Origin of the sequence: Desulfosarcina variabilis str. Montpellier (assembly GCF_048565275.1) — a bacterium.
Taxonomy (GTDB): domain Bacteria; phylum Desulfobacterota; class Desulfobacteria; order Desulfobacterales; family Desulfosarcinaceae; genus Desulfosarcina; species Desulfosarcina variabilis.
Genome location: NZ_CP159846.1, coordinates 9,011,062 through 9,025,073 on the forward strand (window position 1 = coordinate 9,011,062; position 14,012 = coordinate 9,025,073).

14 protein-coding genes are annotated in these 14,012 nt (G+C 52.7%); 9 read left to right on the forward strand and 5 right to left on the reverse strand.

The window, feature by feature from the left end; genetic code table 11:
• The first annotated feature begins 300 nt into the window (after nucleotides 1-300).
• Nucleotides 301-657 (forward strand): helix-turn-helix transcriptional regulator, encoded by a 357-nt coding sequence (locus Dvar_RS40445; RefSeq protein WP_419659132.1) that lies wholly within the window; start codon nucleotides 301-303, stop codon nucleotides 655-657.
• A 195-nt stretch (nucleotides 658-852) separates the two neighbouring features.
• Entirely contained in the window at nucleotides 853-1,194 is a 342-nt protein-coding gene (hpf, locus tag Dvar_RS40450; RefSeq protein WP_419659133.1) for a ribosome hibernation-promoting factor, HPF/YfiA family, read from the forward strand.
• Nucleotides 1,195-1,482: 288 nt separating this feature from the next.
• Here hpf and Dvar_RS40455 read toward each other — a convergent pair whose 3' ends face one another.
• Together Dvar_RS40455 and Dvar_RS40460 are read right to left on the reverse strand one after the other, a co-directional pair.
• Nucleotides 1,483-1,800, reverse strand: coding sequence for a HigA family addiction module antitoxin (locus Dvar_RS40455; protein ID WP_419659134.1), 318 nt, complete (start codon nucleotides 1,798-1,800; stop codon nucleotides 1,483-1,485).
• An 8-nt stretch (nucleotides 1,801-1,808) separates the two neighbouring features.
• Entirely contained in the window at nucleotides 1,809-2,078 is a 270-nt protein-coding gene (locus tag Dvar_RS40460) for a type II toxin-antitoxin system RelE/ParE family toxin (RefSeq protein ID WP_419659135.1), read from the reverse strand.
• Nucleotides 2,079-2,578: 500 nt separating this feature from the next.
• Here Dvar_RS40460 and Dvar_RS40465 point away from each other — a divergent pair, with 500 nt between their 5' ends.
• Nucleotides 2,579-3,133: a L,D-transpeptidase family protein gene (locus Dvar_RS40465; RefSeq protein ID WP_419659136.1), complete on the forward strand. Its 555-nt coding sequence runs from the start codon at nucleotides 2,579-2,581 to the stop codon at nucleotides 3,131-3,133.
• A gap of 236 nt (nucleotides 3,134-3,369) precedes the next feature.
• On the opposite strand, the gene Dvar_RS40470 is transcribed toward Dvar_RS40465, so the two are convergent.
• Both Dvar_RS40470 and Dvar_RS40475 read right to left on the reverse strand, forming a co-directional pair.
• Entirely contained in the window at nucleotides 3,370-3,765 is a 396-nt protein-coding gene (locus tag Dvar_RS40470) for a hypothetical protein (RefSeq protein ID WP_419659137.1), read from the reverse strand.
• 23 nt (nucleotides 3,766-3,788) lie between these two features.
• A complete protein-coding gene (locus Dvar_RS40475; protein WP_419659138.1) occupies nucleotides 3,789-4,433 on the reverse strand; it encodes a hypothetical protein in 645 nt (214 codons plus the stop codon).
• Nucleotides 4,434-4,799: 366 nt separating this feature from the next.
• On the opposite strand from Dvar_RS40475, the gene Dvar_RS40480 reads away from it, so the two are divergent.
• From Dvar_RS40480 to Dvar_RS40505, 6 genes are all read left to right on the forward strand, one after another.
• On the forward strand, nucleotides 4,800-5,585 hold the full coding sequence (locus Dvar_RS40480) for an IclR family transcriptional regulator (protein WP_419659139.1): 786 nt from the start codon (nucleotides 4,800-4,802) through the stop codon (nucleotides 5,583-5,585).
• A gap of 93 nt (nucleotides 5,586-5,678) precedes the next feature.
• Complete coding sequence (locus tag Dvar_RS40485) at nucleotides 5,679-7,184, forward strand: long-chain-fatty-acid--CoA ligase (RefSeq protein WP_419659140.1); 1,506 nt, start codon at nucleotides 5,679-5,681, stop codon at nucleotides 7,182-7,184.
• Nucleotides 7,185-7,245: 61 nt separating this feature from the next.
• Nucleotides 7,246-7,767, forward strand: a complete 522-nt coding sequence (locus Dvar_RS40490; RefSeq protein ID WP_419659141.1) for a (2Fe-2S)-binding protein — start codon at nucleotides 7,246-7,248, stop codon at nucleotides 7,765-7,767.
• Complete coding sequence (locus Dvar_RS40495; RefSeq protein ID WP_419659142.1) at nucleotides 7,760-10,027, forward strand: xanthine dehydrogenase family protein molybdopterin-binding subunit; 2,268 nt, start codon at nucleotides 7,760-7,762, stop codon at nucleotides 10,025-10,027. The genes Dvar_RS40490 and Dvar_RS40495 overlap by 8 nt, the downstream gene beginning before the upstream one ends.
• Before the next feature lie 156 nt (nucleotides 10,028-10,183).
• Nucleotides 10,184-11,155: an FAD binding domain-containing protein gene (locus Dvar_RS40500; protein WP_419659143.1), complete on the forward strand. Its 972-nt coding sequence runs from the start codon at nucleotides 10,184-10,186 to the stop codon at nucleotides 11,153-11,155.
• 88 nt (nucleotides 11,156-11,243) lie between these two features.
• Nucleotides 11,244-13,529, forward strand: a complete 2,286-nt coding sequence (locus Dvar_RS40505; protein ID WP_419659144.1) for a xanthine dehydrogenase family protein molybdopterin-binding subunit — start codon at nucleotides 11,244-11,246, stop codon at nucleotides 13,527-13,529.
• 149 nt (nucleotides 13,530-13,678) lie between these two features.
• On the opposite strand, the gene Dvar_RS40510 is transcribed toward Dvar_RS40505, so the two are convergent.
• The gene (locus Dvar_RS40510; protein WP_419659145.1) at nucleotides 13,679-13,975 is read right to left on the reverse strand and encodes a hypothetical protein; all 297 of its coding nucleotides are present in this window, start codon (nucleotides 13,973-13,975) and stop codon (nucleotides 13,679-13,681) included.
• Nucleotides 13,976-14,012 lie beyond the last annotated feature (37 nt).

Below are 14,012 nucleotides of genomic sequence, written 5' to 3' on the forward strand. Positions count from 1 at the left end.
TCGGGCCGTTCGCATCTCAATCAGATAAATCTTGACCATAACCAAATATGGTTATATTATAACTTCATGTCATACGAGGTCAAAATCAAAAAGAAAGTTGCCCGCAGGTTGAAAAAGCTGCCGACAAATGTTCAAAAGCTTCTGTTCTTATTGATTGAAGACCTCAAGGCCGATGGCCCAATACAAAAAAGCTGGAGCAATTTTTCCCTTTGGGAGATGATATTTTTCATTGCCACTTAAATTATCGCTATGTGGCATGTTGGACTCATCGGCAAGGGGAAATCGAAATTGAGGTGTATTATGTTGGCTCTCGTGAAAAAGCCCCGTATTGAGATATCCCTTCAGGGGGAGAATGTTGAAGAACTCATTGAATGGATCAGAAAGAAATTCGAAGTCAGCATTCTGACCCCCGATAATTCTGAACGCATTGCCGTTGAGGATACCGATTTCTGGAAGGAAATGCAGTCAAATAGAATTGGGAACCTTCTTTCGGCAGCAAGGATCAAGGCGAATATGACACAAGCTCAACTTGCTGAGCAGCTTGAAATTCGTCAGAATATGATCAGTGATTATGAAAGAGGCAAACGCCGTCTGTCGCTCTCAATGGCAAAACGCATCGCAAAAATTCTTAAAATCAAAGTGGACAGAATCTCTTAGTGCGAACCACAGCTTTCACACCGACCGGGCTGGTCCAGGCATTTTTTGGAAAGCTTGTTCTTTCATTTGTTTCAAAGCTTTTTTGAACGCTTTTCCTGGCTTTCCGCCCGGCCGGGTGAAGCAAAGCGTTATGTCAATTTGAATTTTCAGGATTAAGTTATCCTGAAATTATACAACTGTAAAGGAGGGTTTAATATGGAAATTACAGTTAATTTTAAAAATATTAAATCATCTGATAAATTAAGAGAGTATGTTGAAAAGAAACTGAACAAGGTCGATAAGCTTTTCGATAAACTCTCAGAAGCACGCGTGGTTTTTTCCAAAGAAAAGGACATCCGTATTGTCGAGATTAATCTTATTGGCAGCAAATTAAATGTTCATGTAAAAGAGACCGGTAGAAATATGCGGCCAACGATAGATCTGGCAGTAGATAAATTAAAAAGTCAGGTAAAAAAAGTCAGGGAAAAGATTTACAACCATCGGACACGCCGTAAACCACGGGAAGAACTTGTTGAGAATGAAATTGTCGAGGAATAGATGCATCCCGGAATTTGGACAATGTGTTAACCTCAGCATTAATACCGATAAACAAATAGGCATTAAATAACCACTGGCTCCATTGGACCGCAAAAGTCGGACGACTGTGGCTTTAACGAAATCATCATTTAACATTTCGTTGGCGGTGCCCGTATACTTTTGCGGCCCATGAGCCAAGGCGGTGGCGCCTCGCTGCGCGCGGCCCCACCAGCCCGAGTTGAGCGGCACGCCGCTCAACTCGGGCCGGTGGGGCTGGTGAAATCAGGAAATCTACAGTCAGTTATAATGTCATGCGGCATTCAAAGGTTTGATTTGTGAAAGTTCTTTACTATACCGCTGTGCTGAATCCCAAAGATCCCATGAATGCTGAACATTCAGCCAGAATTCAGGTGAATTGCCAAAAAGACGTGATAATCTGAGCGCCATAACAGGGCTGATAGCTCGTCGTTCTCTTAAAATTTCATTTATTGTTTGGCGTGATACGCCTAAAGCCTTCGCCATAGAGGACGTGCTAAGATTATAGTCCGGCATGAAATCCTCTCTGAGCATTTCACCGGGATGAGTCGGCCTGATTTCTCGCTTTGTTGTATTAGGGATAGCCATCATTTCAGTCCTTAATGGTAATCGGTTATCTCAACATCGTAGGCATCGCCTTCAGTGAAACGGAAACATATTCGCCACTGGTCATTTATTGATATGGAATATTGCCCTTTTCTATCTCCTTTTAGCGCGTGGAGTCTGTTGCTGGGGGGCACCAAAAGATCATTTATGTCATTTGCAAAATGGATAAATTCTAAACGTCGTATTGCCCTTCGTAATAAATCCGAAGGGACACGTTTTGATTTGCCAGTAGTGAATAATCTTTGGGGTTTCCTTATCGGCAAATGTTTTTATCATAAACAAACTGTAAACAATCACGTGACAGTTGTCAATGGTTATGGTTGAAGTTCTATAATTAATGAGTTTGCCCCAACCTCCCCTTTCACTCCGACCGGGCGGGTCTTGGCATTTTATGGAAGCTTGTGCTTTTATTTTTTTCACGTTTTTCTGAATGCTTTTACTGGCCTTCCGCCCGGCCGGTGAAGCAGTTGGCCTCCTCCAAAGAGATAAAACATGTATATAGTATGTCTATCCACTGCCGAAAAGCTGTAAGCTTTACTATCGATTTGACTTTGGCGATAACTGGTACTTTGAGATTCGAAAAGTCGATTACTGCATCGAGGCTAATATCCGGCGATTTTCCAAATGCTGAAAGATTGTTGAGAAACGGTTTAAAGCAATTAAAAACAAGCTTAGTATGGGCATATCGTCTCGTAAATATTTACTTGGAGGTATTTTCAGACGGGAATTCCCAATAGGGAGTATTAAAGGAAGATCCCAACGAATGATTCCAATCCATTTTTACACCAGGTGCCGAGCAGCCAGTGTCTGTATAAAACGCTTCCTGTTTCCACAAATAAAAACGATTATATTTATTCTCATTTTGCTCATACCAGTCCATACTTTAGGGATCGAGCGTGCTGATAAGGTGCTGGTAGTGAAGTCAGAATCCAAATTGTATCTTATAAAAAATAAAAAGGTTCTAAGCGTCTTCAAGGTGGCTTTCGGTGCAAATCCAAAAGGACATAAGCAACAAGAAGGCGATGAAAAAACTCCCGAGGGAAAATACATTTTGGACTATAAAAAGAGCGATAGTGCATTTTATAAAGCAATTCATATCTCATATCCAAATGACGAAGATATAAAGCGCGCAAAAGCGGCTGGTGTCAGTCCCGGTGGCTTCATCATGGTACATGGTCAGAAAAATGGTTTTGGCTGGCTTGCATGGATCACTCAGCATTTTAATTGGACCGACGGTTGCATAGCGGTTTCAAATAGGGCCATGGATGAAATTTGGGAAGCTGTAACTGTTGGAACGTCAATAGAAATTAAACCATGAACACAGAACCTGGGTCTGCCGCAAGCAGGATCGAAGCGTTCAGGATCGAATATCAGAGGAAAACGGCATATTGCTAATCGCTCAATTTACTGTCCGTTCAGAAATGGTGAATTTCGCCCGAGTCCAAGGCGGCCAACAAATTCAAACTGGAGGAATATTCGTAATATTTTGAGGATTTGAATTTGTTGCCCAACGCCGGAATCGGGCGAGAGGCGCCGTTTTTGGATGGACAATAGTTAGAGCTTCAGGGCAGTACGCAGATTTTCGAACATGGGGCGGATATTTTTCTCAACTTCATGATATCCGATCTTTTTGGCAATGCTTTTACCGACTGGCACGTCAATTTTTTCCGTAAAGGCTTGATTGAGCAATATAACCAAAGTGCTGTCACGGTGGGGCAGGCAGCCGATGACCACCTGCAGGCTGTCCAAAGAGTGGTTCAGATAGAACCGCCGCTCGGTAATAATGGCATGGTCGGACCTGACATCCAAGACCCAGTGTTTGAGCATGAACAGCGGACGCCCCGATTCCCTCTGCTTGGCCCAGAAAAACTGATGCGCCAGTTTGGCGTGTTGTTTGTGCGGATAATGTCGCAGGCATTCAAAATAATGCGGGAATCGCTCCTTTACCAAAAGCAGGGATTCCGTGGCCGAAATCAATTCCTTGGACGGGTGGACCTGCTTCGACGCTTCTTCCTGGTATAAGGTGCCAGCCCCTCAAGCCCGTGCTCCTGGTAAGCCAAATATCGGCCTTTGAGCACATCACGCAGGGCAAGGGACATGGCTTTGATAGCCCCAGCGCCTGTTTTTTTGTTATCTTTTACCCTATCCGCATGTTTTTTTATCAATGCGATTTCATCCCGGCTGTAGTTGAAGTGTTTCCCAGGGCCAATTGCCATCATTTTTTCTACTTCGTTTATTTCCTCGGCTGTATAGGCAACACCATCAAATGCCTTGCATAGGTCTGAAGCCGATGCGTTTTTGATTTCGCCAATGGCGAGAATCCCGAAACCGTCCTTGGCAGTAGCCTGTCGTTGCAGGATATCAACTGTTTTTTCCAATGACGCAGGGACCAGGATCGCCATGAGCACATTGAGTTGGTTGGCGCGTTCGTGCTCCGGCCGGGTCATCATCACAATCTTACCGTTTTTCAGTTCCTCGACATGGGCACTCAGCGTACTGGTTTCCACGAATTCCCTGGCCGTAATCGGTGCGGATTGCGCGAAAATGTTCGCCCAAAGAAGAAACACTTGCAGTGGCACGATAATGCCAACACACACGACCGCTTTGATCTTTTGCATGAGTAATCCTTTCGATGTGGCAAGGAGTTTCGTGACTGGAAGGGGTAAAATCGGATTTCACGGTCTATCACGGACACTATAATGGATAAGCTATCACGGATCGCCATCCTATTCAAGCTGATGCCCACCAAAGTCAACCCCAATGCTGCGACATTGGGTTCAAGCTCTGAAAAACGCACAACGTAAGCAAAACGGGGTCGAATAAGCCCCAACACAATTGTTTTCTATCACCCACAGATGATTGATCTGCTGTGGTGCGGTTGCCCATTCGTCTATCCATCAGGTTTTTCTTGACAGCACAAGCAGGGGTTTGATAGGGGTTTTTCAGTTTCTATATACAAAACTTTGGTTTTTAATACCGAACTCATGGCAAAACAGAAAAAAACAACACCCACAGACAAGTATATCGTGCCGGCCGTGGAACAAGCCATGCGTGTGCTGTTTCGTATCGCCCAAAGCGATTCGGCACACATGAACCTGACCCAGATCTGCGAGCAGACCGGAATCCACAAAAGTACAGCCTTCTGCCTGCTGTACACCCTGCGTAAATACGGCATCGTCCAAACGGAAGGCCGTGGCAAGGGATATACGCTTGGCCCGGGACTGATCGGGCTTTCACGCAAATTCCTCGACACACTGAGCGCGCCTCGACTGGCCGACCCGATTCTGGCGGATCTGGCCGGTAAGGCCGGCGTTACTGCCGCCCTGGGACTGATCGCCGATAACAACGTCTTCGTGGCAGCCAAGCATGAAGGCGGGAACCCGCTCGGGCTCACCATGCGTGTGGGGCATCGGTTTCCGCTGACCTACGGCTGTCATGGCAAGGCCATCTGCGCCGTCCTGCCTGAAGCGGAGCTGGATGCGCTGCTTCAGGAAGAGAAACTGTACTTTCATGGAGATCCGTCAGCCTTCGATCGCAAGCGGCTCATGAAAGAAATCGCCCAATGCCGCCGGGACGGATTTGCCGATGACCTGGAAGAGACCATGCCGGGCCTTTATGCTGTCGCCGCTCCGGTCATCGGCCCCAACCAGCGGCCGATCGGTTACATTGCGGTTCTGGGACTGGCCTCCGTCGAGGCGGTCCGTCAATACGGCCCGATGGTCGCTGAAGCGGTAAAAGACCTGTCACGGCAACTGGGGACACAGATTTAGGAGGATTTGAATTTGTTGCCCAACGCCGGAATCGGGTGAAAGGCGCCGTTTCTGGATGGGCACTAACCACAAACCGGTACTGGAGGTCATGACATGGTAATTGGAGACGTACTCGCAAGACGCGCGTTTATTACGCCCCATCGTCCGGCATTGGTGTTCCAGGATCAGGAGATGTCCTTCCTCGAATTCGACAGGCGCACCAATCAGACTGCTCACATGCTGTTGGCCCAGGGCGTCAAGCCCGGTGACCGGGTCGGTTTGTTGATGCACAACTGCCCCCAGTTTCTGGAAGTGTTTTTCGCCACCGCCCGCATCGGCGCCGTGCTGGTATCGCTGAACGTCCGTCTGGTCTCGGCCGAACTGGACTTCATCCTGGATGACTGTGAAGTCGGCGGATTGATTTACGGCCCGGAATTTGAGGACACGGTCGCAGCCTTGACCATGCTGCCCCGCCTCACCTATCAAATCACCACGGCAGCGCCGGCACCGGGCGGCTGTCAAAACTATGAAACCCTGGTATCGTCACAGCCATCTACGGCACCGAAAATCGCCGTAGCCGAAAACGACCTGGTCGCCATCATGTACACGTCCGGCACCACCGGCCATCCCAAAGGCGTCATGCTGACCCACCACGCGGTCTATCACGCGGCGCTGAACATGCTGATCGGCCTGGATTACGAATACCCGGACAAGCTTTTGATGCTGGCCCCCTTTTTTCACACCGGCGCCAGCAGTCCCATCGTCGGCCACGTGATCAAAGGCATCGCCACGGTCATCACCGAGCGCTTCGATCCGGAGGGCACCCTGGCCCTGATCGAGCGGCATCAGATTCGGATCATCCAGGGGGTGACCGCCATGATGCGCATGATCCTGGACGTGCCGGATCCCGAGCGCTTTGATCTGAGCGCCTGGGAGATTGCGGCCCTGCCTGGCTCTCCCCTGCCCTTTTCACTGATCAAGGCCGCCCATGATCGGTTCGGGGTCCTGTGTCAAAACCTTTGGGGCATGACCGAAATCGCCGGCCCCGGTGCGCTGATGAACATCGAGGATATCATGGACAAACCCGAAAGCGCCGGCCGGCCGTACTTCGAGGTCGATCTGAAAATCGTCGATCCGGAAGGCCAGGCCCAGCCTGCCGGCGAGTCCGGAGAACTCGTGGTGCGCTGTCCGCACATGATGACCGGCTATTACAACCGCCCCGATGCCACAAAAGACACCATTGTCGATGGATGGCTGCACACCGGCGACATGGGCTATCTGGATGAAGACGGCTTTCTGTACATCATTGATCGTCTCAAAGACATGATCGTTTCGGGCGGCGAGAATGTCTACCCGGCTGAAATTGAAAAAGTGCTTCTTCAGTTGCCGGAAATCAATGAAGCCTCGGTGGTGGGAATTCCCGACGACAAGTGGGGAGAAGTTCCCAAGGCCTTTATTGTGTGCAAGCATAACGCGCCGCCGTCCAAGGAGGATATCATCGCTTTTTGCCGCCAGAACCTGGCCGGCTACAAGATTCCCAGGCACATCGAGCAAATCGACGAACTGCCCAAAAACCCGTCCGGCAAGGTATTGAAAAAAGTATTACGCCAGCAGGCGTAAGAGCCTTTTTAAGAAGTATGAACACTTTCATCAAGTACAACCGGCACAAAAAGAGGAGACTATGAGCACACAAGAACAAGAAAAGCAAACCATTCACCTGACTGTGAATGGCAAGGAATATGCCCTTTGCATCGGAGACACCGTGGGCGCGGTGGCCCCGTCCGACACCCTGACCCACACCCTGAGGGAAACGCTGGGCCTGACCGGCACCAAGATCGGCTGCGACCAGGGCTCCTGCGGATCATGCACAGTAATCATGAACGGCAAGCCGATTCTCTCCTGCATGACCCTGACCGTTGAATGCGACGGTGCCCAGGTGACCACCATCGAGGGGCTGGAGGACGCCGCCACTGGAGAATTGCACCCCCTGCAGCAGTCGTTCGTGGACAACAGCGCCTTTCAGTGCGGGTTCTGCACACCGGGCATTCTGATGAGCGCCAAATCACTGATCGATGAAGATCCGCATCCAAGCGTCGATTCCATCAAGGATGCATTGTCCGGTCATTTCTGCCGCTGCATTTCTCACTATGAAGTGATTGAGGCCGTCCGCGAAGCAACCGCAAAGGAAGGCGAGCATGAGTAAAGAATTAAGATTTATCGGTAAAGAAACGCCGCGCAAGGATGCGAGGGATATCGTTACCGGCAAGGCCCAGTATCTGGACGATGTCAAACTTCCCGGGATGCTGTACGGCAAAGTGAAGCGAAGTCCTCACGCCCACGCCAATATCACCCGTATCGATGGTTCGAAAGCCAAAGCACTGACCGGGGTCAGAGCCGTTTTGACCCACAATGACATCCCCCGTTGGGAATGGGGGCTTCCCAAGCATATGCCGGTGTTGGACAACAAAGTACGCTTTGTCGGCGATGCCGTGGCCCTGGTGGCCGCCGACACGCCCGATATCGCCGAGGAGGCCCTGGAACTGATTGACGTGGAATACGAGCCGCTTCCCGCAGTCTATGACGTGGAAGCGGCCATGACCATCGATGCACCGCCGCTTTATTCGCAGTACGCAAACAACACCTACCCCAATGAGGCGCCGGTGTACGAACCTCATCTGCTCCAACACCTGCGTCTGGGAGATGTGGAAAAAGGGTTTGAAGAAGCCGACTTTATCATCGAGGATACCTGCGGGTATGAAATTTTTCCCAATCCCCTGCCCCCCGAACCGCCCGGAGTGATCGCCACCTGGGAAACACCGGGCTGCCTGACGATCTACACCCCCTCCCAATCCATTGCCTTTTTCCGCTTCATCGGCATCCCGTTCATCGACATGGCCGACATGCGCGCCATCAGCACCCAATGCGGTGGCAGCTACGGCACCAAAAACGCCAACCTGACACCGGTGGGCTATGCCGCCCTGCTCGCCAAAAATACCGGCAAGCCGGTCAAGGTTTACTACACCAAGGACGAGCATTTCCACAGCTATTCCATGCGCCTGGGCTCGCGCGTGAAAGCCAAAGTAGGCATGAAAAAAGACGGCACGGTTTCCGCCATCAGCGGCCTATGGATGGTCAATACTGGCTCGGGATCGGAGTCCGGACCGTTCCAGATCGCCGTGGGACTGGGCGAGGTACAGTTGAACCTGCGCTGCGCCAACTGGGACCTGGCGGGCAAGCTGGTGTGTACCAACCGCTCGCCATCAGGGATCGTGCGCGGCTATGGCGGGCAGGAGCTGGAAAGCTCGATCCTGCCGATCATCGGCAGGGCTATGGAAAAAGCCGACATCAATCCGATCGACTTTTTCAAGAAGAACAGCGTCAAACCGGGCGACGGCTATTTCTGGCGCGAGGGCAACTGGTGGACGTACCGCGGCGTCAATTTCAACACGGCCATCGACAAGGGAGCCGAGGCATTCGGCTGGAAAGAGAAATGGCAGGGCTGGGGAAAACCAACGGCCGTCAACGGCACCAAGCGGGTGGGCGTCGGTGTGGGCGTTCACAGCAACGCGGATGTGGGTGAGGATTCATCCGAAGCCACAATCAAACTCACACCGGACGGCCGGGCCGTGCTCTACTGCTGCGTGTCCGAGGCAGGACTGGGCCAGCGCAGCAGCTTGTGCAAAATGGTCGCCGAAGTGCTGGACATGCCCCTTGAGCGGGTCGACATGTCGCCACCGGACACCCATCTCAACCCGTTCGAGTTCGGTCTGATGGGCTCCCGTGGCACCTACGCCGTGGGCTCGGCGGTGATTGCCGCGGCAGAAGATGCCCGCCAGAAGCTGCTTGAAATTGCAGCGCTCAAATTAGACGTCACCGCCGAGCAGTTGGAAACAAAAAACGGCAAGGTTTACATCATCGGCCGTCCCGACAAGAAAGTTCCCTGGCACCGCATCTTGGGGCTCTATCGCACGATTACCGGCAAGGGCCGGTTCGAGCCGGATTACTCGCTGTGCAACTTTTTGATGTCTTTTGTGGAAGTGGAAGTGGACACCGAAACCGGGCAGGTGAGCCTGACCCATGTGGTCAATGCCACGGATGTCGGGCAGATCATCGCCCCCAAAGTTCTCGAAGGCCAGCTCCACGGGGCGTTTGGGTCAGCCGGACTGGATACCGCCCTGTTTGAGGAGTCGGTTCTGGATGAAGCCAGCGGGCGCATTCTCAACGGAAACATGGTGGATTATAAATGGCGGACCTTCACCGATCTGCCTGATTTTACCAACGTGATTCTGGAAACGCCAATTCCCAGCCATCGCTTCAAGGCCGTCGGGGTGGGTGAAATCGCCACCTCGCCCGGCCCCAGCGCCGTGCTCATGGCGGTTTACAATGCCATCGGCACGCGGATTACGAGTTATCCGGTAACGGCCGATAAAATTCTCAGCGCCTTTTCGAAAACGGAAGTCTAAGGCCCGCTAACGGCGTTGGAAAGTGTCTCAAAATGCTCACATATTACATATATGCTCCGCTTTATAGCCACTTTCCGCCTTGTTATCGGACCTGATCCATCATTTTCAAAAAGGCGCTTACTCATTTGGAAAAATATAAAAGGGAAAAACAATGCCATGAAAACATTTCAGCACAAAACGGCCACCAGCGTGGCCGATACCCTATCCATCCTTTCCGAATATGGCGAGAAAGCCAAATTGATGGCCGGCGGCACGGATCTTCTCGGCCTGCTTAAGAGCAAATCAATGGTTGGCTATCCGGATGTCGTGGTAAACATAAAAACCATCGCCGGCCTGAATGAAATCAAAACGGACGCCCAGGGCCTGACCATTGGCGCACTGGCCCGCCTGGCCGATATCGCGGGCTCAACGGATGTCAAGGACACCTGGCCGATTCTCGCCGAGGCGGCAGCCTCGGTGGCCATGCCCCAGATCCGCAATGTCGGCACCCTGGGCGGCAACCTGGCTCAGGAAACCCGTTGCTGGTATTTCCGTTTTCCCAATGCCATTGGCGGACGCATCATGTGCAAGCGCAAAGGCGAAGGCCCGTGCCTGGCCGTCAAAGGCGACAATCGTTATCATGCCATCTTTGGGGCAAAGAAGTGCTTTGCCGTCTGCCCGTCCGACATGGCCGTGGCCCTGGCTGCCCTGGATGCTCAGATCAAGATCAGCGGGCCAAAGGGTGAACGAATGGTCGCCATGACGGACTTCTATCATCCGCTCGGCAATGCATTGGCAGCTGATGAAATCATCGTCGAGGTGCAGATTCCCCGGCCCGCCGACAATAATCGACAGGTATTTATCAAGCACCGCGTGCGCGATACCATCGATTTCGCCACGGTCAGCGTGGGTTTGGTGGTATCCATGGATGGTGAAACCGTCGCCGATGCGCGGGTCGTACTGGGCGCCGTGGCCCCGGGACCGTATCGCGCCACAAAAGCGGAGGCCGCTCTGAAGGGCCAACCGATCAACAGCGAAACCGCCGCAACCGCCTCTGCCGCAGCCATCGTTGGCGCGGTGCCGTTGAGCCGCAATGCCTACAAACTCGATATCACCAAAACGCTGGTAAAAAGGGCGCTGCTCCCCTAGCGTTGCCGAAAAACAACCTGTCAGCCAATTGCCGGATGGGCAAGAACCGTGTCCATCCATAGGTGACCAATCAAGAAGGAAGGCGACCATGAGTAGCAATTATCGATATATCGGCAAAGAGACACCGCGCAAGGATGCCCGGAACATCGTTACCGGAAAAGCCCAGTTTTTTGACGATATCAAGGTTCCTGGGATGCTCTACGGCAAAGTTCTCAGGAGTCCCCATGCCCACGCCAATATCACCCACATCGATGTGTCCCGGGCCAGAGGGTTGACCGGGGTCAGGGCGGTTCTCACCCACGAAGATATTCCCCCCTGGGAATGGGGGATGCCCAAACACATTCCGATCCTGGCCGGCAAAGTACGCTTTGTTGGCGATGCCGTGGCCCTGGTGGCCGCCGACACGCCGGACATCGCCGAGGCCGCCCTGGAGATGATCGATGTAGAATACGAGCCGCTTCCGGCAGTCTTTGATGTGGAAGCGGCCATGGAGATTGATGCGCCGCCGATTTACCGGCAGTTTGCCAATAACACCTATCCCGATGAACCGCCCGCCTTCGAGCCCGAGATGCTGGGCCACATCCAGATCGGCGACACGCAAAAAGGATTTGACGAGGCAGATTTTACCATCGAGGACACCTGCGGGTACGAGATTTTCCCCAATCCCCTGCCGCCCGAACCGCCCGGATTCATCGCCACCTGGGAGACACCGGACTGTCTGACGGTTTACACCCCGTCCCAGAGCATCGCCCAGGTCCGCCTGGTCGGCATGCCGTTTATCGGTATGGCTGACATCCGGGCCATCAGCACCCAGTGCGGCGGCAGCTACGGCACAAAGAACGCCAACCTGACCCCCATGGGATATGCGGCCGTGCTGGCCAAAGCCACCGGCAAACCGGTCAAGGTCTATTTTACCAAGGAAGAGCATTTTCACAGCTATTCCATGCGGCTGGGGTCCCGCGTGCGTGCCAAGGTCGGGATAAAAAAGGACGGCACCCTGTCGGCCATCCGTGGTGTATGGATGGTCAACACCGGTTCAGGATCGGAATCCGGCCCCTTGCAGATCGCCGTAGGACTCGGCGAAGTACAACTGGTCCTGCGCTGCGCCAATTGGGATCTGAAAGGCAAGCTGATCTGTACCAACCGCTCACCATCGGGCATTGTCCGCGGCTATGGCGGACAGGAACTGGAAAGTTCCATCCTGCCGATCATCGGCCGCGCCATGGAAAAAGCCGACATGGATCCGGTGGACTTTTTCAAGAAGAACAGCGTCAAACCGGGCAACGGTTATTTCTGGCGCGAGGGCCAGTGGTGGACCTATCGGGGCATCGACTTCAACACGGCCATCGACAGGGGGGCCGAGACCTTTGGCTGGAAAGAGAAGTGGCAGGGCTGGGGCAAACCGACGGCTGTCAACGGAACCAAACGTGTGGGCGTGGGTGTGGGTGTGCACAGCAATGCGGATGTAGGAGAGGATTCCTCCCATGCCACGGTCAAACTCACGGCAGACGGGCGGGCCGTTGTCTACTGCTGCGTGTCCGAGGCCGGGCTGGGGCAACGCAGCAGCCTGTGCAAGATGGCCGCGGAAGTATTGGACCTGCCTTTGGAACGGGTGACCCTGTCGCCACCGGACACCCAGCTCAACCCCTTCGAACTGGGTCTGGTGGGCTCCCGCGGCACCTATGCCGTTGGCTCCGCGGTCATCGCCGCCGCAGAAGATGCCCGGCGCAAGCTGCTTGAAATCGCGGCCCTTCAATTCAAAAGCACCGCAGACCAACTGGAAACCCAAAACGGGAAGATTTACATGATCGGTCGTCCAGACAAAAAAATTGCCTGGCACCGGATCATGGGCGTCTACAACTCCGTCACCGGTGTGGGGCAATTTGAACCGGATTACTCGCTGTGCAACTTTTTAATGACCTTTGTGGAAGTGGAAGTAGACACCGAGACCGGTCAGGTGGTCCTTACCCAAGTGGTCAATGCCACGGATTGCGGTCAGATCATCGCGCCCAAAGTCCTCGAAGGCCAGCTTCACGGTGCCTTTGGATCAGCCGGGTTGGATACCGCCCTGTTTGAGGAAACCGTCCTCGATGAAACCAGCGGCCGTATGCTCAACGGCAACATGGTGGATTACAAATGGCGAACGTTCACCAATCTACCCGATGTCAAGAATGTGATTCTTGAAACGCCAATACCCAGCCATCGCTTCAAAGCCGTCGGTGTCGGCGAAATTGCCACATCACCCGGCCCCAGCGCCGTGCTCATGGCGGTCTACAATGCCATCGGCACACGGATCACGAGTTATCCGGTGACGGCCGATAAAGTTCTCAATGCTTTTGGGAAAACGATAGAGGGAAAAAATACAAAGCATTAGCGTTTAAGATAATGTTTTTGGCAAGGCCAGGGGGAAGAAGCGGTATAATCAATACCGCGACGACCGATAACGCAGCCCGAAAACATTATCTTGAATGCTATATTCTCCCGGCTGTGGCACATCGCTCTTGTTCACGTCCTGTGCGTGGGTTAGTTTTGCTGCCCAATCGTGGTCTGCCTTATCGGCCACAGAAAGGTATAGGGCAATACCCACCGCAGCTGCCAAGTCATACATATGGCGGTAACTGCGAGCAGCGCCCAGGTTGTGGCTGTATTGAGATCAAGAAAAAACAAATGGGCGAACAGCAACAAGGCGGCAAAACTGCCAATCTGGAGGCGAGGAAAATCCAGCCCCCGCACCACCCAATGCTGATGTCGCGACATGGGCAAGAGCGTTGCAATCAATAACCCAATCGTACTGAAAACGAGTATTGGCAGCATTGTCATTCCTTACGAACGCCAAATTGTCTATATGCCCAGCCAT

Bases quoted from the DNA above. Each gene is read 5' to 3' on its own strand.
- Dvar_RS40455 (WP_419659134.1), bottom strand. From the start codon at position 1,800: ATGATGGCTATCCCTAATACAACAAAGCGAGAAATCAGGCCGACTCAT.
- Dvar_RS40475 (WP_419659138.1), bottom strand. From the start codon at position 4,433: ATGCAAAAGATCAAAGCGGTCGTGTGTGTTGGCATTATCGTGCCACTG.
- hpf (WP_419659133.1), top strand. From the start codon at position 853: ATGGAAATTACAGTTAATTTTAAAAATATTAAATCATCTGATAAATTA.
- Dvar_RS40490 (WP_419659141.1), top strand. From the start codon at position 7,246: ATGAGCACACAAGAACAAGAAAAGCAAACCATTCACCTGACTGTGAAT.
- Dvar_RS40495 (WP_419659142.1), top strand. From the start codon at position 7,760: ATGAGTAAAGAATTAAGATTTATCGGTAAAGAAACGCCGCGCAAGGAT.
- Dvar_RS40445 (WP_419659132.1), top strand. From the start codon at position 301: ATGTTGGCTCTCGTGAAAAAGCCCCGTATTGAGATATCCCTTCAGGGG.
- Dvar_RS40465 (WP_419659136.1), top strand. From the start codon at position 2,579: ATGATTCCAATCCATTTTTACACCAGGTGCCGAGCAGCCAGTGTCTGT.
- Dvar_RS40480 (WP_419659139.1), top strand. From the start codon at position 4,800: ATGGCAAAACAGAAAAAAACAACACCCACAGACAAGTATATCGTGCCG.
- Dvar_RS40505 (WP_419659144.1), top strand. From the start codon at position 11,244: ATGAGTAGCAATTATCGATATATCGGCAAAGAGACACCGCGCAAGGAT.
- Dvar_RS40510 (WP_419659145.1), bottom strand. From the start codon at position 13,975: ATGACAATGCTGCCAATACTCGTTTTCAGTACGATTGGGTTATTGATT.
- Dvar_RS40485 (WP_419659140.1), top strand. From the start codon at position 5,679: ATGGTAATTGGAGACGTACTCGCAAGACGCGCGTTTATTACGCCCCAT.
- Dvar_RS40500 (WP_419659143.1), top strand. From the start codon at position 10,184: ATGAAAACATTTCAGCACAAAACGGCCACCAGCGTGGCCGATACCCTA.